General features: G+C 45.5%; 17 protein-coding genes. 8 read left to right on the top strand and 9 right to left on the bottom strand.

Annotated features, from left to right (window positions below; translation table 11 throughout):
• Positions 1–7 precede the first annotated feature (7 nt).
• The 7 genes from V7Q33_RS17195 to V7Q33_RS17165 all read right to left on the bottom strand — a co-directional run bounded on the left by V7Q33_RS17195 (position 8) and on the right by V7Q33_RS17165 (position 10490).
• Positions 8–1447, bottom strand: coding sequence for a TolC family protein (locus V7Q33_RS17195; protein WP_333820605.1), 1440 nt, complete (start codon positions 1445–1447; stop codon positions 8–10).
• Positions 1437–4643 carry an efflux RND transporter permease subunit gene (locus V7Q33_RS17190; protein WP_331981129.1) on the bottom strand — a complete coding sequence of 1069 codons (3207 nt, stop codon included), beginning with the start codon at positions 4641–4643 and terminating at the stop codon, positions 1437–1439. The genes V7Q33_RS17195 and V7Q33_RS17190 overlap by 11 nt, the downstream gene beginning before the upstream one ends.
• Positions 4644–4671: 28 nt before the next feature.
• Positions 4672–5757: an efflux RND transporter periplasmic adaptor subunit gene (locus V7Q33_RS17185; protein WP_333820604.1), complete on the bottom strand. Its 1086-nt coding sequence runs from the start codon at positions 5755–5757 to the stop codon at positions 4672–4674.
• A 159-nt stretch (positions 5758–5916) separates the two neighbouring features.
• A complete protein-coding gene (locus V7Q33_RS17180; protein WP_333820603.1) occupies positions 5917–6339 on the bottom strand; it encodes a hypothetical protein in 423 nt (140 codons plus the stop codon).
• Between the two features lie 368 nt (positions 6340–6707).
• Positions 6708–7283 carry a Crp/Fnr family transcriptional regulator gene (locus V7Q33_RS17175; RefSeq protein WP_331981135.1) on the bottom strand — a complete coding sequence of 192 codons (576 nt, stop codon included), beginning with the start codon at positions 7281–7283 and terminating at the stop codon, positions 6708–6710.
• 119 nt (positions 7284–7402) lie between these two features.
• The gene (locus V7Q33_RS17170) at positions 7403–8092 is read right to left on the bottom strand and encodes a metal-dependent hydrolase (RefSeq protein ID WP_333820602.1); all 690 of its coding nucleotides are present in this window, start codon (positions 8090–8092) and stop codon (positions 7403–7405) included.
• Positions 8093–8408: 316 nt separating this feature from the next.
• Complete coding sequence (locus tag V7Q33_RS17165; RefSeq protein WP_333820601.1) at positions 8409–10490, bottom strand: M3 family metallopeptidase; 2082 nt, start codon at positions 10488–10490, stop codon at positions 8409–8411.
• A gap of 159 nt (positions 10491–10649) precedes the next feature.
• Here V7Q33_RS17165 and V7Q33_RS17160 point away from each other — a divergent pair, with 159 nt between their 5' ends.
• Positions 10650–11213 (top strand): DinB family protein, encoded by a 564-nt coding sequence (locus tag V7Q33_RS17160; protein WP_331981141.1) that lies wholly within the window; start codon positions 10650–10652, stop codon positions 11211–11213.
• Between the two features lie 91 nt (positions 11214–11304).
• On the opposite strand, the gene V7Q33_RS17155 is transcribed toward V7Q33_RS17160, so the two are convergent.
• Both V7Q33_RS17155 and V7Q33_RS17150 read right to left on the bottom strand, forming a co-directional pair.
• A complete protein-coding gene (locus V7Q33_RS17155) occupies positions 11305–13650 on the bottom strand; it encodes a ChbG/HpnK family deacetylase (protein ID WP_333820600.1) in 2346 nt (781 codons plus the stop codon).
• A 552-nt stretch (positions 13651–14202) separates the two neighbouring features.
• A complete protein-coding gene (locus V7Q33_RS17150; RefSeq protein WP_331981147.1) occupies positions 14203–14496 on the bottom strand; it encodes a YciI family protein in 294 nt (97 codons plus the stop codon).
• 275 nt (positions 14497–14771) lie between these two features.
• On the opposite strand from V7Q33_RS17150, the gene V7Q33_RS17145 reads away from it, so the two are divergent.
• The 7 genes from V7Q33_RS17145 to V7Q33_RS17115 are packed head-to-tail and all read left to right on the top strand — an operon-like array spanning position 14772 to position 21522.
• Positions 14772–15386, top strand: a complete 615-nt coding sequence (locus V7Q33_RS17145) for a TetR/AcrR family transcriptional regulator (protein ID WP_333820599.1) — start codon at positions 14772–14774, stop codon at positions 15384–15386.
• A gap of 56 nt (positions 15387–15442) precedes the next feature.
• Complete coding sequence (locus V7Q33_RS17140) at positions 15443–16729, top strand: TolC family protein (RefSeq protein WP_333820598.1); 1287 nt, start codon at positions 15443–15445, stop codon at positions 16727–16729.
• A gap of 4 nt (positions 16730–16733) precedes the next feature.
• Entirely contained in the window at positions 16734–17624 is an 891-nt protein-coding gene (locus tag V7Q33_RS17135; protein ID WP_331981153.1) for an HlyD family secretion protein, read from the top strand.
• 1 nt (position 17625) lies between these two features.
• The gene (locus tag V7Q33_RS17130; protein ID WP_333820597.1) at positions 17626–18552 is read left to right on the top strand and encodes an ABC transporter ATP-binding protein; all 927 of its coding nucleotides are present in this window, start codon (positions 17626–17628) and stop codon (positions 18550–18552) included.
• Entirely contained in the window at positions 18549–19289 is a 741-nt protein-coding gene (locus tag V7Q33_RS17125) for an ABC transporter ATP-binding protein (protein WP_331981157.1), read from the top strand. Before V7Q33_RS17130 ends, V7Q33_RS17125 begins: the two co-directional genes overlap by 4 nt.
• Positions 19290–19300: 11 nt before the next feature.
• A complete protein-coding gene (locus V7Q33_RS17120) occupies positions 19301–20407 on the top strand; it encodes an ABC transporter permease (protein WP_333820596.1) in 1107 nt (368 codons plus the stop codon).
• Positions 20404–21522, top strand: coding sequence for an ABC transporter permease (locus V7Q33_RS17115; protein WP_333820595.1), 1119 nt, complete (start codon positions 20404–20406; stop codon positions 21520–21522). The genes V7Q33_RS17120 and V7Q33_RS17115 overlap by 4 nt, the downstream gene beginning before the upstream one ends.
• Positions 21523–21558: the final 36 nt, after the last annotated feature.

Raw genomic sequence — 21558 nt, 5'->3', positions numbered from 1 at the left:
TGCGTGCTTAGTTCCAGCCGCCACCCAGTGCGCGGTAAACGTTTACCACGGCATTCATCTGTTGCATTTTGGTTTCTACTAACTCAAATCGTGATTCGAGTGCATCGCGCTGCGTCAGCAATACTTCCATATAGTCTGCCCGCGCTGATTTAAACAAACGGGTAGATATATCAATCGACTGCACAAGTGCTTCCACCTGTTTCGTCTTCAGATCATAGCTGTTCTGCAGGTTGTTGATGTTCGAGAGCTGATTGATCACTTCGATGTGCGCATTCAGAATAGCACGCTCATAGTTGTATACATTCTGAATCTGCCTCGAAGTTGCCGAATAGTAATATGCTTTGATTGCATTCCGGTTAATCAGCGGTGCAATTAACTCACCCGCTGCCGAGTAAATCAACGACTCGGGTGTTCTTATCAGGAACTGTGAGTTAAAGGCATTATACCCTATACCGGCTGTGATCCTTAAGTTTGGATAGAAGTTAGCGCGAGCCGACTTTACATCCAGCTTGGACGCTGCCAGATCCTGTTCAGCCTGTCTGATGTCAGGACGATTGCGCAGCAACTGAGAAGGTATACCGGCATGAATCGATGCAGGCACCAGGTCAACAAAACCTTGTGAGTTGCGCTCCACACGTTGCGGGAATCTACCCACCAGGAAGTTGATACGGTTCTCAGTCTCAACGATCTGCTGCGAAATATAGAACAAGCGGCTTTGGTTTTTGAGCACTTCTGCTTCAAACCTGCGCACAGCGAGTTCGGTAACTTTTGCGGCCTGCTTCTCGAGCTTTACAATCTCCAATGCATTCTGCTGGATTTCGATGTTTCGCTTCAATATCTCCAACTGGTTATCGAGGGCCATCAACTCATAATACGATGTGGCGATCTCGGCAATCAGGTTGGTCACCATGAAGTTCCGTCCTTCTATCGAAGACAAGTATCTGTGTACAGCAGCCTTTTTAGAGTTGCGTAACTTCTTCCAGATATCGACTTCCCACGATGCATTTACACCCAACATCAGGTCGGTAAGCGGGTCGGGGAATCTTCTTCCGGGAGCGATGTCATCTGTTTCTTCAACAGCGCCCGAGCGTGTATATCGTCCAACCTTATCAACACCGGCAGCGGCCCCTACATTCACGAAAGGCAAATACTCCCCTTTCCGTGCACGTATCTCATTTTGCGAGATGTTAATCTCCTGCATGATGATATTGTACTCCTGGTTATTCGCCAGTGCCATATCGATCAGGCTTGTCAGGTTAGGATCTGTAAAAAACTCCTTCCACTTGATGGTAGCTGTATTGGTAGTATCCTTTAAACTGTCGCTGAAGTTTCCAGGTACCGTTTTATTCTCTGATCGATGAACCAAAGAAGGCGGTAAACTACAAGCTGCAGCCAATACGAGCATACAGCTTATGGCCAGGCCACTTACTATTCTTTTAGTGCGCATTGTCATCACTGTCATTAGATTGAGGAAATTTATCCATTTGATGTACCAGATTTTCGGTCAGAGAGTCTTCGTCTTCATCTCTGATCAACTTCCGTCCTTCTGCAATTCTTCCGAAGATATAGTATAGACCGGGTACTATAATTACCCCGAATACTGTACCGAACAACATACCTCCCAGTGCAGACGAACCAATGGTACGGTTTCCGATGGCACCCGCACCATGCGCCATTACCAACGGAATCAAACCGGCAATAAAAGCGAATGAAGTCATGAGGATAGGACGGAAACGAACTTTGGCACCTTCAATGGCAGCTTCCAATACAGTAGCTCCCTGGTGATGTTTCTGCATGGCAAACTCCACGATCAACACCGCGTTCTTACCCAACAGACCGACAAGCATGACTAACCCCACCTGCGCATATATATCATTGGCGAGTCCCATCGACTTGATCAACATAAATGATCCGAACACCCCGGCTGGCAATGAAAGCACAACCGCCAGTGGAATGATAAAGCTTTCATACTGTGCGGCAAGTACGAGGTATACGAATGCCAACACGATGAGGAATATAACAAGCGCTTCATTACCACGTCTCACTTCGTCATACGAAAGTGCAGCCCAGTCAATATCATAACCGCGGGGTAATGTTTTTGCAGCTACTTCTTTTACTGCAGCAATCGCTTCACCCGAGCTGTAGCCTGGTGCCGGACCTCCCCTGATGGCGGCCGTGTTATACATGTTAAAGCGGTTGATCTCGTTGGCACCCTGCTTCTTCTTGATTTTCATGAAGGCAGAGAAAGGCACCATTTCACCTTTATCGTTCTTCACCCAAAGGTTCAGTACATCTTTAGGAAGTTGTCTGAACTCAGGAGCAGCCTGCACAAACACTTTGAAGAAACGCTGGTACTTGATAAAACCAAGTTCGTATGTACTACCCACAAAAATGGAGAGTGTGTTCATGGCATTACCAATCGATACGCCTTTTTGCATCGCCAACTGGTTGTCGATCTCAATTTCATACTGAGGATAGTTGGCACTGAAGAAGGTGAACAAACCGGTGAGCTCTTTGCGCTTCTCGAGCTGCTCCATAAATTCGTTCTTCACTCTTTCAAGATCATCGTAAGTACCATCCGGATTTTTATCCAAAAGCTGCAAGGCAAAACCACCCGCTGCACCGAAACCCGGTACTGCCGGAGGATCGAAGAATTCGATCGTAGCACCCGGAAGTTCTTTGGATATTTCTTCCAGTTCCTGGGTAATCTCCTGTACGGTATGTTCACGCTCCGACCATGGTTTTAAGTTGATCAAACACGTAGCCGCATTCGATCCGCGACCTTCGGTAAGTACTTCATATCCGGCAATGGATGATACCGACTTCACACCTTCTACTTTCTGAATCAGTTTCTGAAGTTGCAGTGAAACATCGTTGGTACGTTCCAGTGTAGATCCGGGAGGTGTCTGCACAATGGCATACAGCATGCCCTGGTCTTCACTTGGAATGAAACCCGAAGGCAGGTTGCTGGCAATGGCAATAATACCGGCACTGAAAGCAAGCCAAAGTAAAATGGTTACCCATCTGCGGTGTGCTATCTTTCGCAGCACCCATACATACTTATCTGTTACCTTTTCAAATCCGCTGTTGAAGCTGTCAATGAATCGGTTGAATATATTTCTGGATCGTGGCTGACCATGTGTGTTCTTTAAGATCATGGCGCAGAGCACTGGTGTCAATGTCAACGCAACGAGACCGGAAAGAATGATCGAGCTCGCCATGGTAATGGAGAACTGACGATAGAATACACCAACAGGGCCCGACATAAAAGCGATCGGCACGAACACCGCTGTCATCAATAACGTGATGGCGATAACGGCACCACTGATTTCGCCCAATACTTTTTGTACGGCTTTATAGGGGGTAAGATGTTCTTCGTGCATTTTGGCATGCACCGCTTCCACCACCACAATCGCGTCATCCACCACAATACCAATGGCCAACACAATAGCAAACAATGTGATCATGTTCATCGTGAGCCCGAACACCTGCATGAAGATGAAGGCACCAATAAGCGAAATAGGTACCGCCAGTGTTGGAATCAATGTCGATCTCCAGTCGCCCAGGAAGACGAACACCACCAATGCTACGAGAATAAATGCATCTCTCAATGTATGGATTACGTTTTCGGTTGATGCATCAAGAAACTGCGATACATCGTAGCTCACTTCGATCTTCATCCCCGGAGGGAAATCCTTCTCCAACGCTTCCAGTTTCTTCTTCACGTTTTCAATTACCTGGCTGGCATTACTACCATAGGTTTGCTTGAGCACGATAGCCGCTGACGGATAGCCGTTGATGTTGGAATAGATATCATAATACTCGCTACCCAGATTAACAGTGGCTACGTCTTTCAGGCGAAGCAATTCTCCTTTGGAGTTTGCTTTGATGATGACGTTCTCATACTGTTTGGGATCGCTGTAACGGTCGGAATAAGCCAATACATATTCCAATGCTTCGGCACGCTTGGAGTCACCACGACCGATACGACCGGGCTTACCAATGATACTCTGATCGGCCAATGCTTCCATCACTTCATCAGGCGATATAGCATAGGCACGCATACGCTCCGGATTCAACCACACACGCATGGCATACTGACGGCTACCGAGGATACGGGCCTGACCAATACCGTTGATACGTTGCAATTCAGGAATCATCGTTACCCCTGCATAGTTGAACAAGAACTTCATGTTGGCATTCTTGTCTGTACTGTACAAGTTCACGTACATCAACATACTGGGGATAACCGGTGTGATGATTACCCCTTCACGTTGTACGAGTTCAGGCAATCGGTTTCGCACCTGCTCCACGCGGTTGGATACCTGCACCAGTGCCTGGTTGATATCCGTGCCCGGTTCGAAGATCACCTGTACGTTAGCTTCACCCGCGCTGGTAGCATCAGATGACATATAGCGCATACCCCACGCACCGTTGATAGCCTGCTCGATCGGGATAATAACAGACTCTGTAAGTGTTTTAGCGCTCGCTCCCGGATAGGATGCAGACACCATTACCACTGGCGGTGCAATAGACGGGAACTGCGAAGTAGGCAGTGTATTGATGGCCAGCACCCCCATGAAAATAATCACGAGCGAAAGTACGATCGCGAGTACCGGCCTCTTTAGAAATGCATTAAACATTGTATTTCCTTATTTAATGAAAGTGGAATTATTCGACATAAACTTTCAAGCGAGGAAGCACGGTCTTCATGTCCTCAAACTTGTACTCTCCAATCTTCTCTTCGTTTCTCACTTTGCGAATACCTTCCAGCATGATTTTATCATTTTCTGTCAAGCCTGACGAAATAATGTATAAATCAGGAATCTCGGCAGCAATAGCAATTTCCCTTTGACGGATGGTGTTGTCTTTATCCACAACGAAAACGTATTTCTTTTCCAATACTTCAAAAGTTGCCTTTTGAGGAATGATCAATGCATTTTTCAGTGGAGCAGTAGCAATCACATTACCGGTTTCGCCGTGTCTCAGCAATCCTTTAGGATTAGGGAATGTAGCCCTGAAAGCGATGTTACCAGTTTCGTTATTAAAGTCGGCTTCAATGGTTTTTACAGTACCAGGATATGGGAACATTTCACCATTTGCCATCTGAAGATTTACTCTCATCAGACTGTCTTTCTTTTGTGCTGCTTTGTAGGTGAGGTATTCAGCTTCCGGTACATTGAAGTATACCCACATCTCACTGTTATCCGACAGTGTGGAGAGTAAGTCGCCTTCATCTACCAAACTTCCAAGTCGAACCTGGAAACGGTCCATGATACCATCGAAAGGAGCTTTGATCTCTGTGAAGCCCAGGTGAACCTGAGCCAGCGCCATCTCTGCTTTTGCTTTATCATATTTTGCTTTGGCCAATGCCAGTTCGTTGGGCGATACTACGTTGCTGTCGGCCAGTTGCTTGGTATTTTTATATTCAATCTCGGCAAACTTGGCTTCCGCTTCCGCTTTCTGCAATTCTGCTTTATAAAGTAACGGCATGATCTGAAACATCAGCTGACCTTTCTTCACGCTCTTACCTTCATCTACATAAATATTCTGCAGATAACCCTTTTCCAGCGCCCGCAGCTCTATATGCTGTATGGCGCGGATTTGACATACGTACGAACGGTTAACCAGTGTATCCTTCCTCATCGGACTGGTCACCAAAAATTTGTACTCTTCTTCCTTTTCTTCTTTTTTAGACCCACAGCCTGTATAAACCAGTAAGGCACACAAGCTCATGAGCATTACAATTTTCCTCATGGTAGTTTTACGTTAAAAGCGATTTATAATCTTGATTTATTAAGAGCTATAAGTATTTATACCTGGCACCCTTCTTTGCTAGGCAATCAGGATGCTTAGCAGTTAAAAATCACAACCGGAAGGTTAGGGCAAATTCAATTGCCTGCTTGAGTTCTTTGATCATATCCTGAATACCTGGAATAACAGATATTGATATGATGACGAATAAGAGAAACTCGATTGAAAAGATAGGATTTTTTTACTGTAGTTAAAAAAATACCCTAATGTATAAGTTGAAAAAATAGCAGTAGAGTAACTACCGCTCTCGATACGTTTTCTCAGCGAAACAGATTCATCGTCTTCTTCTTCATTTTCGCGATTCTCAATGAAGGGTACGCTTAACTCAAATCTCCGTTTATCTGTACCGAGTGATATAAATCGTAAACCGGACGCGTCATTGTCTGCTGTACACAACACGACCTGTTCTGACTTCTGATCATTTACTATGGAAAGGATGGCACATTCGGACGTGCGCGCATGCAGGTGACTATATCCGTTCAGGAGAACATACAGGAATAGGATGTATTGTAAAAGAGCCTTCATCACCTGGGTCGCAAAAGTATACGAAGTATGGTATACTGGCAAGCATTGATTCTTAAATATTAATACCTGCAGGTGACATCTTACAGCCGCTACATGAACACTTGTTACTTCCGTACATTTCAAACGTTATAGTAATTTATTTATCATGAATGTAATGAAAGCTACCCACCCTCATCCTGTTTATGATAACTTTGCAGCCTTCAGGTCACATGAAGTACGCTAACTTTCAATATTTTTTTCAGCTCGCTTTAGGAGATGCACCATTCGGGTGCGTAAATGGTAAGAAGTATCCATTATGCGTACTCCTCACAATAAACAATTTACCTGACTGTTGTTCACCCGATCGATGCAGTACAGGCTTGGTTTCATTAAATTCTGCCTTGTCCCTTCTTCCGGATACGGCTTAATGTTTCAGGCGTCATGCCCAACATGGAAGCCAGGTATTGCAGTGGTACTTGGTTGAACAAAGATGGTGCTTTACTGAACAACCAGTCATAACGTTCTTCCATGTTCATGGACAGTAATGAGAACAGGCGTTCTTCCATGAATATAAAACACTTGCCCAGGAACAACTTCTCCAACCGGTGCCATGCAGGAATTACGTTGCCAAGATTGTTATAGTCGTCTGCAGAAATGGTGAATAACTCACAATCGGTGAGTGCCTGGATATTGAATCTGACCGGTGTCTGGAACATGAGTGCAGCAAGGTCGGTAATAAAGCTGTCGGGTGCTGCAATCCATTGCGTAATCTCCTCTTCCGGGCTTTCGATAAAGAAACGCGAATAGCCAGACCGTTGAAAATGAAGGGAGCAACGTGTAGCACCGGTCCGGAGGATGAAATCGTTCTTCTTGCATAGTTCGGGCTGAAAGTAAGAAGCGATCTTCCGCGTGTCTTCTTCATTTACACCAAAGAATACAGAAATATACTGTTCCAGTTCATTCATAAGTAAGCCTTTAAAGCGAACCGGATCTTGACAGACCTGAGTTCATAAGCAAATCAAATGAATCTGGAAGAAATATACCAGTGAACCGGCTTCCTTCAGATGAACTGTATACATGACGTTTACCGCGGTGATTGCCCGTATTCGTGATGTAGCTTCTCCCCTGCCGTACGTGTATTATAATCTACGGCATACGCAAGTGCCACCAGGATCCACTGCAGGTTTGCCGACCAGGCCAACACTTCTACACTGGAAGGTGGCGGCCCCACAAGGTTAGAAACCTCTATCAGTGATAGCAGCCCGATCAATAGCCAGAACAACACTTTGCCGGTTGTATTCTTTATTTGTACTGACTTTAAGTATAAAGCAATTCCACCAACAAACAGTATCAGCTCCAGCGTAACGGTTAATGCCGTGGAAGCCCAGCCTCCCAAACCAAAATATACCGTAGCACCCGGGTATAGCGGCAGATCAGGAAAGTGTACTATGAGGTCGAGAAACCAGTGGCTCACCACACCGAGTGCCAGCAGTGCCGCGCTCTTCAGATTTCTCTTTATCAACCAGTAAATTCCTCCGAAGCCAATAGCCCAACCACTGGCTCCCAGCAGGCTATGCGTAAACGGATAATGCACAAATTCCAGTTTTATAGCACCGGTATATTCCGGGTGAATCGCTACCTGCTCTGCTCCCGACAGCAACATTACCGGCCACACCAGATCCAGGAATTGAAACGCCATAAAGAGCGTACCTAAAGAGATTTGGCTGTTGACTTTCTTTGCACCCATGGCAAGTCCGAAGTGTCCGATAAACATATAGGAGGTATTTTGGTTCGTTATAATTCTAATGCACACAAAGATGCCGAGGTGCTGAAGACTACCGCTTGATAAAAATCAAGAAAACCATAATTAGCTATATATTACTATATACCCAGGAAATAACGGTCTATCCACCCTGCTGTCTTCCTGAATTTTTCGTTCATCGCGAATAAAGGAAGAGGAACGCTACTTCGCCCGGAAGTTATTCGTGAAACTATCGGTCGCTACCGAGAGGCTTTAATCGGAAAAGAAAAAACAACTACCTTCCTGCAATGGCTTGAAAGAAGATAGTTGCTCCTATACAAAGACTATATTACTTCGTGGCTGTTACTTTATGGGTAAAGCCACGCTCTTCCATCAGTTCATCAATCTTCGGATCGCGACCGCGGAACAATCTATATGCTTCTGCAGGGTCTATCGTATTGCCTACGGAAAGAATATCGGTATAGTATTTTTTGCTTACGGTGCGATCATACGGACCACCTGCTTCTATAAATGCCTTGTAAGCATCGGCAGAAATTACCTCAGACCATAAGTAACTATAGTATCCTGCGGAGTAACCATCATCGCTAAAGATGTGCAGGAACTGTGGCAGCCGGTGGCGCATCGCAATAGCAGAAGGCATACCGAGCGCTTTTAGCGTTTCCCGTTCATAAGTATCAGCATCGATAGGCTTATCTCCTTCCAGGTGCAGCTTCATATCTACAATGGCCGCAGAAAGATATTCAACCGTGGCATAGCCTGAGTTGAATGTTTTTGCCTGGTATATTTTATCGATCAGTGTATTGGGAATCGGTTTGCCCGTCTGATAGTGCAGTGCATAGACGTTTAATACTTCGGGCGTTGTAAACCAATGTTCCATCAACTGTGAAGGAAACTCGACAAAATCGCTTGCTACGTTAGGCGACTGTAACGAAGGATACGTGACATTCGAAGAGAGTCCGTGCAAGGCATGCCCAAATTCGTGGAATAATGTAGTGGCATCATCATACGAGATCAGCACCGGTTCGCCCGGTTTACCTTTCATGAAATTACTATTGTTAGAAACGATGGGAATAACCGGTCCATCCATTTTTTGTTGCCCGCGGTAATTATTCATCCAGGCACCCGAACGCTTCCCTGCGCGCGCATACGGATCGAAGTACCAAAGCCCGATCACCTGGTCGCTCGTTTTGGTTTTCACTTTCCACACCCTGACATCCGGATGATATACCGGTACATCCTGCGAGGGTTCAAAAGTGAAACCAAACAATTCGCCTGCTACCCAAAACATACCTTCGCGAAGTTTATCGAGTTGCATATAGGGCTTCAGTTCATTCTGATCCAGGTTATACCGTTGCTTGCGGACTTTCTCTGCATAGTATAAATAGTCCCACGGTTCGATTGTAATGGCAGCATCCTCCTTCTTTGCAGTGGCCTGCATGTCGGCTACTTCTTCCTTTACCCGTTGCACGGCAGGCTTCCATACTTCTTCCATCAGCTGCATAGCCCGCCCGGGTGTTCGGGCCATTTTATCATCGAGCATAAGATCTGCATGCGTTTTGAATCCCAGCAACCTGGCACGTTCGGCACGCAACCGAAGAATGTCTGCTATAACAGCATTGTTATCATTTTCATTACCATTGTCACCACGGTTCTTGAACATCTTCCACGCTTTCTCGCGAAGGGATCGGTTGCTGGCAAATGTCAGAAGCGGATCAATAGAAGAACGCGTGTTGGCAATCGCCCAACCCTCTTTTATGTTTTTGGAAACAGCATACTCTTTGGCAGCATCAATCATACTTTGCGGCAGCCCGTGCAGTTCTTCCTTCTTCGTTACTGTAATATATATAGTGTTCTCATCCGCCAGCACATGCTGACTGAATTTGGTAAACAGTTGAGCAAGCTCCTGGTTGATTGCAGTCAGCCGAGATTTGGCCGTTGCATCGAGTTGCGCACCCGAATGAACAAACCGCGTGTAATGAAACCACGCCAGGCGTTGCTGCTCTGGAGTAAGTTTCCGGAGCTCCGGTGATTCATATACTGCTTTTATACGTGCAAATAACTTTTCGTTCTGAACAATTTTATCGTTGAGTGCTGCCAGTTTAGGATTGACTTCGCTTTCAATCTTTTGAAAAGCAGTATCGCTCATGTTGTTTGACCATATATAAAATACAGTGAGCACACGATCCAGACTCCTTCCACACCGCTCAAATGCTGCCAGGGTATTTTCAAAATCGGGAGCTTCCGCGTTTGTCGCTATCAGATTTACCTCTTCGAGTTTTTCGTTGATCGACCATTCAATGGCCGGGCTGAATTGCTCCAGCGTCACTTTGTCGAACGGGGGAACACCACCATAGGCTCCCTCCCAGGGTCTTATCAATACATTGGTCTCTTTGTGTTCTACAGTTTCCATTTTCGTATTTGTACAGGCACTTATACCGGTTACCAGCGCCAAGATAAGGATACAGTTTAATAGTCGCATACACATAAGGATAAGAGGGATATTAGCTAAATATACTTTTTTTGATAGCAACTTCATGATGGAGCAACGACTTTCTTTACATGCCCATACTTGCTACAATTCCCAAAAGGCGGTAATTTTCATTTTCTCTCGTACAGAATGCGCATACAGGAATTTAATCATACCATCGACTTTTGGATTGACGAGTTGAAAAAATATACCCTGTCTCAACTTCATGCAAAGCCTGCCCCAGGCAGTTGGTCACTCGGGCAACTCTATATGCACCTGCTGGCCGACACACAGTATTACCTGGAGCAAATACATGCCTGTCTTGCATCCGGCAACAACATAGATGGAGATTCAACGCCACATGCCAAGGTTATGTTACGCAACAATGAGTTCCCGGATATATTGATTGAAGGATCACCAGATAACATCCATGTTCCTCAACCGGCCAGCATCGAGCAGGTAATGACTGACTTGCTTGCATTAAAGGCAGAAATGAATCGCACGGCAGCATGGATAACAACAACACCTGTACAAGGTAAATCACAACATCCCGGATTCAATTATCTCACCGCCGAAGAATGGCTCCAGTTTGCCGACATGCACTGGCGGCATCACTTGCGACAAAAGAAAAGGATTGATACTTTTCTGAACACCGTGAGGCTTTAAATATATATACCGGTATCAAACTACTTTCAGCATAAAATAAAAGGTGTGCTGATCGCAACACACCTTTATTCGTCAATGATTGTGGCAATACCTATTTCGCAGGACTTAAAACATCCTTGTAGCTTACCAATACAATTCCCTTCCGGAGAATGGCTTCTTTTACCTTTTCGCTGGTAAACAGGGTAGTGACGTCTTGCCTTTGCTGCGCCACATCTTCATACCCGATATGATGAATGGCCCGCAGCTCATCGTTATCGATACCCGGATGTTCTACATATACATACGTCTTGCCGGCTTCCAGTGTATTGAGCATATCAATGAAAGCCTGTATCCGCTGTTCCGTAGTTTTATTCTGACTATCAAAACCGGTATACGATACCGCTATATTTTTCTCTGGATCTACATCTACCGTTGTCAGGTTATATTCTTTGGCAACGCGCATCACCATTGCTTTTACCTCCGGGATAAACGCAGTGCTCATCATGTGACCCGATATGTGGCTAAGGCGTGGTATATATTTTCTGGCCATCACAATCTGCGCCCGCAGCTCTTTCTCGATGTCTTCAATCTTCCAGGGATTCTCAACGATAGCCTGTCCCGGATAATTTTTATTCTTGAAGATCATGGGATAAAAATAACCGTCTTCATTGCGCAGGCTTGGACAATCCGTAAGCGGACGCCACTTGATGTTATCCCACTCACTCGTAATGGCAAAATGTAACCCTACATCTACGCGTGGATTCTGACGAAGCATCCTGGCTGTCTCCGGAAACCACGGGGACGGCACGATCACCTCTATCGAAGTTTCAATACCCTGCCTATAGGATTTCAGCAACGCTTCATCCGCGGAGTGCGAAAAGCCCATATCATCGCCCCGCACGATCAATCGCGGTGCATTCGGCACTACTTTCTTCTCTATACCTTTAAAGTGGATCGTTCCATTCTTGTTAAGCCGGTTCTCAAAATCAATGGAGGCATATTCTCCGTCAAATATACATCGGATTGTTTCGGTGTGCGGGCTCTCAATATAGCGAAGCTCAAGTTCGAGCGTTTTATCATCTACCCAGTGATAATGTTCAGCCACTTTAAACGGTGATAAACCTACTCGATTGTTTTTTGCCCGTGCTCCCAGGTATATACCATACTTCGAAGTCTCCTCTTTATTCCAGGTATTCGCGGCAAATAAAAAAGGATACGATGCAGAGTCCGTATTCAATGTGAGCTTGCAATTTCCATTGATGAAGTCAAGACGAAAGCTTTCCAATCGTCTGTCGCTGGTAATAACACCATACGTCTTGCCATTGATGGCGGCTTCCCGTGCTGCATTACTTTTACTAGTCTGCAACGGCAGGGCTAATACCGCCAGGCGCGCTTTCAGCTGCCTGGCTACTTTGGTATTGGCTGGTAATTTTTCCTTGCTGAAGCCCGGCAGTATATATTTCCATACCAGGTTCAGTTCTCCCTGCATATTCGATGTTTCAGAGGTAATGGCGATTACGGCATCGTGCTCCGGCAACACCAGTATATACTGGCCAAACGCACCGTCAGCGCGATAGGAGTTGTTACGGCTTCGCCACATCTGGTAGCAATATCCCTGCAGCCAATCGCTGGAGTCTCGCGTGGCTTGTGGTGCTGCAGGGTCCTGATCGATCTTCTTGGTAGATGCTTCTTCTACCCACGATGCCGGCAGTATCTGCTTGCCTTGCCACTGCCCTTTCTGCAAGAACAGTTGACCAAATTTTGCCATGTCTTCAGTCTTCAAACGCAGACCCCAGCCACCGGTATTTATACCCTGGCCATCGGTTTCCCAATCCATACCGGTTATACCCAGCGGATCAAACAATCGTGGCTTTAAATAATCTATTACCTTCTGTCCGGTAACTTTCTGCACAATAGCCGACAACATATAGGTGGCTACAGTATTATAGAGAAACTTTGTGCCGGGCTCGTACGTGATCGGTACACTAAAAAATGCTTTCGCCCAATTATCTTTCCGGTTAACATCACCCGTTGGATCAGTAGCCTGCCCAACACTCATGGAGAGCAGATGCTTTACGCGAAGCGCTGCAAGATTAGGACTGATCTCTGCCGGCACATCTTCCGGAAAGAAGGAAATAACTTTGTCTTCCACACTCAACTTTTTCTCTGCTACAGCAAAGCCAACGGCAGTGGCGGTAAAACTTTTACTAACCGAATAAAGGGTATGCTTGAGGTCTGCGCGGTAAGGATTCCACCAGCCTTCGGCAATCACTTTGCCGTGGCGCACAATCATAATGCTGTGAAACTCATGATCAGTCTTGGCGGCCGCATCCAGGAAATTAAGGACAGCCTGTGATGAAAAGCCTTCTGCTTCCGGCATACTTCTGGGAAGAGAAGTTTGGGCAAACAACGGTGCTGTTAGTAACAACAGCAACAGTACATTTCTGAAATGGATCATAGGATTGTATCAATCTGTTCAACATTTCAAGTAACAAAATTCGGCAATAAGTTCCATCTACTATTTTATGAATGCGCTGCACTTTCATTGATGCAAAATGTCTTATGGGAATAAATAAGTGACAGTATGCGCATTGCCAACCCCGCATCCTTTGCTGGCATATGTTAATTAGAAATTGTAACAGTGCGCCCATATATCACCAGCTTTACAATAAGTATTTCCGGAAGGTGTCCGGCAACTAAGCCAGTCTGTTCGAACGCAAGGTAAGTCTGATCGCGTTCACCAAGACAGGACGCATTCTGGCGGATCACATACAACGCTATTGAAAAGTAACTGAAATAGAGAGCAACACCTATCGCGATAACTATCATTCAAAAGACGGGCTTACGTTAGACGTCAGCCACAGGAAATTTATGCGCACGAAAAAGTGCTGCCGCTCAATCGACCAACGAATGTTGAAATTACCGGACACACCCTGATTACACTCCCACTCCTCTGGCAGCCAGAAGCTCACGGCTATTTTCAAGAACATGATCTGATAGAACAAGACCGTTACGCACGTATCTGCCCTATATGCATCTGCATTACCTGGAAAGTATTCAGACCTGTTTTTACAGCAGGATCTTCCCGGCATATATTTTCGGCAGCCTCGAGTGAATCCGTCTCCAGAATACCGAGTCCCCATACACCCCCGGGGTCAAAGACAGGGCCGAACAATACTCCGGTTCTCGCATTTATAAGATTCGTCCAGTAAACAATGTGTTCCTGCATAATGGTCCGCTCCTGATCTGTCATATCCTGGGCAAAGGTGGGGCGAGGTGGAATAAGTTTGTACAAAAAGAACATAAGGGTAAATATAGTGTTAAAGTATACAATTATCATCAGGACATTTTACCATCATTCCCTCTTACTTGCCCATCATCACATGATGTTCTTATTTTTAAAGATCGCAGCATTTTGAGATGAAACCAAACCGGCACCGGCGGTTTCGGGCATACTATTTTCCGTTTCAGGAGCGAATGGTGAAGGTTTTGGAATTATATTTTAATCAAATGATTAAAATATTTGATTAAAAACAAAACCCGGCTATCTTTGTATCGTTATACTCACACCAGAAACCTATGGTTAAAAAGAAAGCCGCGGAAACCGATGCTTCTGCAGAAGAGAAGATCAAGGAGGCAGCACGTAAAGTATTTATGATGAAGGGATATGCTGCTACGCGAACACGTGATATAGCAGAAGAAGCCGGATTGAATCTTGCCCTGCTCAATTATTATTTCCGCAGCAAAGAAAAACTCTTTGAGATCGTAATGATGGAAAAAGTAGAAAAACTCTTTGGCATTATTGCTCCTGTCATTAACGATGCGAGCACAACGCTGGAACAAAAAATAGAACAAGTGGCGATAAACTATATGGATATGCTTTCCGTAAATCCCGATCTGCCCCTCTTCGTGATGAGCGAAATCCGGAACAACCCCGATCGGTTTGTGAGCAAGATACAGGCTGGTAAGCTCATCCAGGAATCATACCTGGTAAAGCAATTGAAAGAGAAAAGGCCGGATGTAAATCCTTTGCACTTCATTGTAAGTTTGTTGGGTATGATCCTCTTTCCATTCATTGCCCGCCCGGTGCTGCAGGCAGCCGCGAATATTAGTTCGAAGGGATTTCAGGCTATGATGGAAGAGCGAAAAGCATATATACCCCGGTGGGTAAAAGCAATCCTCAAAGCCCGGTAATTTTTTTTTGACCACAAGTTAATCAAATGATTAAAACAAATAATTAAAAAATGATTATGCGTACTATTCCCGTCATTCTTACCTGTTGCTGGTACCTGGTTTTGATACAACCTGTACGGGCGCAGACAGAAGGTTCGCTTACGCTGGAGACATGCTATACCCTGGCAGAGCAAAACTATCCGCTCACCAAGCAGCGCGAGCTTATCCGGCAAAGTCGTGAGTACTCTGTGGACAATGTTTTAAAAGGCTATCTGCCGCAGTTCACCATCAACGGACAAGCCTCCTATCAATCGGATGTTACACAGCTCCCCATTAAAGTACCCGGCACTGATGTTCACGTACTGAGTAAAGATCAGTATAAATTATATGCCGAGGTGAGCCAGGTGGTATATGATGGTGGTGTGATCCGCCAGCAGCAACATGCCCAGGAGGTAAACGCACAAGTAGAGGAACAGAAGCTTGAAGTGGAATTGTATAAACTCAGGGAACGCATCAACCAGTTATACTTTGGTATATTACTTACCGATGAACAGTTGCTGCAAAACGAACTGCTGAAGAAAGATATACAGATTGGTATTACCAAAACCCAGGCTGCTATTGACAACGGAACAGCCTTTAAAAGCAAAGCCGATGCGCTGAAAGCAGAACTGCTCAAAGCCAGTCAACGCACCACAGAGCTTCAGGCCATGCGCACAGCCTACCTCGATGTGCTGGGTATGTTTCTGAATGAACCTTTACCGGCGCAGACTACGTTAGCCCGGCCAGCTATACTTATACCCTCCGAAGAAATACACCGGCCGGAGTTGAAGCTATACGATTTTCAGAATACAACACTCGATGTGCAGCGTGAATTACTCAGTGCGAAGAACCGACCGCGTCTCAGTTTATTTCTGCAAGGCGGCTACGGCCGACCCGCATTGAATATGCTGAGTAATAGTTTTGAAGCTTATTATATAGGAGGTGCGCGGCTAAGCTGGACATTGTCGGGATGGTATACCATTAAAAAAGAAAAAGCAATTCTGAATAATTCGAGCCGTTCGATACAGGCACAACGCGAAACATTTCTGTTCAACACCAATGCATCAAGCCGGCAACAGCATGCGGAGATCGTAAAGCTGCAACAGCTTCTTCAATCGGATGACGCGATCATTGCGCTGCGCGAAAGCGTGAAGACTGCAGCCGCAGCACAACTCGACAATGGTGTGATTGACACGAACGATTACCTGCGTGAAGTAAATGCCGAAGATCAATCGCGTCAAACCAAGATACTGCACGAGATACAATTACTCCTGGCACAATACAATCAACAAACTATAACCGGTCATGAATCTGCTCATCCATAACACTATGAAAACAATATCAACGCTGGTTGCAACGGCACTGCTGCTGGCCGCCTGCAACGGAAACAAAAATCCTTACGATGCCTCGGGCACATTTGAAGCTGTGGAAACGATTATTGCAGCCGAGGCGACTGGTACCATTAAGACGCTATCGATAGAAGAAGGCCTAACTCTACAGGCCGGGCAGCAGGTCGGCAGTATAGACAGTGTGCAACTATATCTCAGAAAGAAACAACTGCAGGCGCAGATTCTTGCTGTGCTCAGCAAGAAACCTAATATAGCTTCGCAGGTATCATCGCTGCGCGAGCAGTTGAAACAGGCTGAACGCGAACAACAGCGTATAACACGTTTGTTAAAAGCTGATGCTGCCACTCAAAAGCAACTGGATGATGCCAACGCACAGATTGCCATTGTGCAGAAACAGATCGAGGCCTTGCAGTCATCTCTCGGCATAACATCTTCCAGTTTGAACGAGGAGACACTGCCGTTGCAAGTGCAGATCGAACAACTGAACGATCAGCTAAGCAAATGTAAAGTTATCAACCCGGTAAAAGGCACCGTACTCACCAAGTATGCAGAAGCGAACGAGATGGCTACCACGGGAAAACCACTCTATAAAATTGCAGATCTTTCTACAATAATCCTGCGGGCCTATATTACCGGCGATCAGTTCGCACAGGCAAAGATTAATCAACCTGTAAAAGTATTGGTTGATACTGATCACGAAAATTACAAAACCTACGAAGGAACCATTGAATGGATCAGCGACAAAGCTGAGTTTACACCGAAAACCATTCAGACGAAAGATGAACGTGCTAACCTTGTATATGCCATCAAGATTCGTGTAAAGAACGATGGCTTTCTGAAGATCGGTATGTATGGAGAAGTAAAGCTGTGAGATGATGCAAACACAAATACCAGCGATCGTTACGAAAGACCTTACGAAAACGTATGGTAAAGAAAAATCCGTAGCGGTTGATCAGGTTTCCTTTACGGTAAACAAAGGCGAACTCTTCGGATTGATCGGTCCTGATGGCGCAGGCAAGACGAGTATATTTCGCATGCTCACCACACTCCTGCTCCCGGATGGAGGAAACGCTTCTGTAGATGGCTACGACATTGTAAAGGAATACCAGCAGATACGCCATACGGTTGGCTATATGCCAGGCAAGTTCTCGCTATACCAGGACCTGACGATTGCCGAGAACCTGAACTTCTTTGCTACGGTATTCAACACAACCGTAGACGAGAACTACGCACTGATTAAAGATATATATATACAACTGGAACGCTTCCGCGACCGCAGGGCCGGTAAGCTTTCCGGAGGTATGAAACAAAAGCTGGCGCTGTGTTGCGCGCTGATTCACAAACCAACCGTGTTGTTTCTCGATGAACCTACTACGGGTGTAGACCCGGTATCGCGAAAAGAATTTTGGGAGATGCTAAAGCGGTTACAAGCGCAAAATATTACCATCCTGGTATCAACACCCTATATGGATGAAGCCACACTTTGCGATCGCATCGCGCTGATCCAGGAAGGCCGGATACTCTCCATCGATACACCGGGAAATATAGTGTCGGCTTATCCCAATCGGCTCTATGCGATACGTGCCGGCAATATGGCAACCCTGCTGAAAGTTTTGAAAGATGCTCCGGGTATATTGAACAGCTACGCATTTGGCGAATATGCACACGCATCGTTTCACAACGCACCCGATATGCGTTTGCTTGAAAATTATTTGTGGTCGAAAGGTCTGGAAGATACTGAGATCAAACCCGTAACACCTGCGATCGAAGATTGCTTCATCAAATTACTCCGAAAATGAACGAGCCTGTGATTAAAACTGATAAGCTCACCAAACGCTTTGGCGACTTTATTGCTACCAACGAGATTACGCTGGAAGTATATCCCGGTGAAATATTTGGTTTTCTAGGAGCCAATGGTGCCGGTAAAACAACGGCCATGCGCATGCTGTGCGGATTGTCAAGACCATCGTCTGGCCGTGCTACTATTGCAGGGTTTGATGTATACCGGCAAACGGAGCAGATTAAAAAACACATCGGCTATATGAGTCAGCGCTTTTCGCTGTACGAAGATCTCACTGTGTTGGAGAACATCCGTTTTTTCGGAGGTATATATGGATTGAGTGATACCACACTGAAACAAAAAAGCGATGAGCTTATTACACAACTCGGTTTGCAAAGCGAAGCGAAGAAACTGGTAGCCGGTTTACCACTGGGATGGAAACAAAAGTTATCGTTCTCGGTCGCGGTAATTCATCAACCTAAAATTGTATTTCTCGATGAGCCCACGGGCGGTGTTGACCCGGTAACACGCAGGCAATTCTGGGAACTGATTTACGATGCCGCCAGCAAGGGTGTTACCATCTTTGTTACTACGCACTATATGGACGAAGCTGAATATTGCAACCGCATTTCTATTATGGTGGATGGAAAAATTGAAGCACTGGATACACCGCGTAACCTGAAACAACGCTTTCATGCAGCTTCGATGGACGAAGTATTTTATCAACTGGCGCGAGGCGCCAAACGCAGTGATTAATTGCTATAGCTATGAAACAACTTCTTGTTTTTATACGAAAAGAATTTGCCCACGTACTGCGCGACCGCAAAACGTTGCTGATCCTCTTTGGCATGCCGGTAGTACAAATTCTGATCTTCGGTTTTGCCCTGACCAACGAAGTAAAGAATTCTAAGATATTAATTGTGGATCACGCGCGCGATGAGGCTTCACAACAACTCATCAGTCAGATCGATGCCAGCCGCTACTTCGAGATTGAGAATGCGCCATTGAATTACCGCCAGATCGAAAGCGGATTCAAAGAAGGTAAAATAAAAATGGCGGTTATATTTCCTGCCAATTTTCAATCAGACCTGCTGCACCAGCACCGGGCGCAGTTACAAGTCATCGCCGATGCCTCTGATCCCAATAACGCCACCACGCTTATAAACTACGTATCATCCATTATACAGGATTACCAATCACATATAACACCGCCGGCAGCTATACCGTATAGAATTATACCAGAAACGCGCATGCTTTATAATCCACAGTTAAAAGGCGTACACAATTTTGTTCCGGGTGTGATGGCACTTGTGCTCATGCTGGTGTGCGTGATGATGACCGCAGTATCGATTGTACGCGAAAAAGAAACCGGCACCATGGAGATATTATTGGTATCACCCTTCAAACCTATATTGGTTATACTTTCCAAAGCTATACCCTACCTCCTGCTCTCACTCATCAACGTAATATCCATACTGCTGCTCAGTATATTCCTGCTCGATCTGCCCATTGCCGGAAGTATACCACTGTTGTTTGCGGAGAGTACGCTGTTCATCATTACCTGCCTTACACTCGGTATATTTATTTCAGTGAAGACGAGTTCGCAACAAACGGCCATGCTTATTTCACTCATGGGTATGTTATTGCCCACCATACTTTTCAGCGGCTTCATGTTTCCTATTGAGAACATGCCGTTGCCGCTGCAGATTATCTCCAACGCAGTTCCGGCCAAGTGGTACTATATCATTGTCAAATCCATTATGATCAAAGGCCTGGGCATCAGCGCCATCTGGAAAGAAACATTGATCTTAACCGGTATCACGATAATCCTGCTGATCATCAGCCTTAAAAGTTTTAAAATCCGACTGACATGAGAACGATACGATTTTTATTGCAGAAAGAATTTCGCCAGATATTCCGTAACCGGTCTATCCTGACCATGATCATGGTAATGCCGGTGATGCAACTGATTATATTACCGCTGGCTGCCAACTATGAAGTAAAGAATATAAATCTCGCTGTGGTTGATCATGATCACTCCTCCTATTCGCAAAAGCTTGTTTCAAAAATTACTTCCTCCGGTTACTTCCGGTTAACCGGTTATCATCCTTCCTATAATGAGAGCATGCATCAGATCGAATCAGATGATGCCGATCTTATACTGGAGATACCTGCTAATTTTGAACGCAACCTGATCCGCGAAGACCAGGAAAAATTACTGGTAGCGGTCAACGCCATCAACGGTGTAAAAGCAAATTTGGGAGGCGCCTATCTGGGTAACATTATCCGCAATTTCAATGCAGACGTTCGCTTTCAATTTTTCCCTGCAGCAAAATTTGCAGCAGAGCCTGTTATTGAGATTACTTCTTCCAATTGGTTCAATTCCTATTTAAACTACCGTGTGTTTATGGTGCCGGGTATACTGGCAATACTCGTTACCATGATCGGCGGTTTTCTCAGCGCATTGAACATTGTGAAGGAAAAAGAAGTTGGCACAATCGAGCAAGTCAACGTAACACCTATACGGAAACATCATTTTATACTGGGCAAGCTCATTCCGTTCTGGTTGCTCGGCAATGTTGTATTCTCGCTCGGGCTGCTGGTATCGTGGCTGGTCTATGGTATTGTACCCGTTGGCAGCCTGGCATTGTTGTACGGATTTATATCGGTATACCTGCTGGCGGTGCTGGGCCTTGGACTGCTCGTGTCTACTTTCTGCGAAACACAACAGCAAGCCATGTTTATCATGTTCTTTTTCATGATGATCTTCGTGCTCATGGGCGGTCTCTTTACTTCCATTGACAGTATGCCGGAGTGGGCACAGACAGTAACACGATTTAACCCGGTGAGCTACCTCATTACCGTTATGCGTATGGTGATACTGAAGGGAAGCGCCTTTCGTGATATAGCTCCTCACCTGGGCATCGTAGCCATCTTTGCCGTGGTGCTGAATAGCTGGGCGGTGTTAAACTATAAAAAATCTTCCTGATGTAGTATATTATTTCTTAACCTAGTTCAAGTACTT

Origin of the sequence: Ohtaekwangia sp. (assembly GCF_036786105.1) — a bacterium.
GTDB lineage: Bacteria > Bacteroidota > Bacteroidia > Cytophagales > Cyclobacteriaceae > Ohtaekwangia.
The sequence above is the reverse complement of the archived record's forward strand: the minus strand, read 5'-3'. Positions and strand labels throughout refer to the sequence as shown.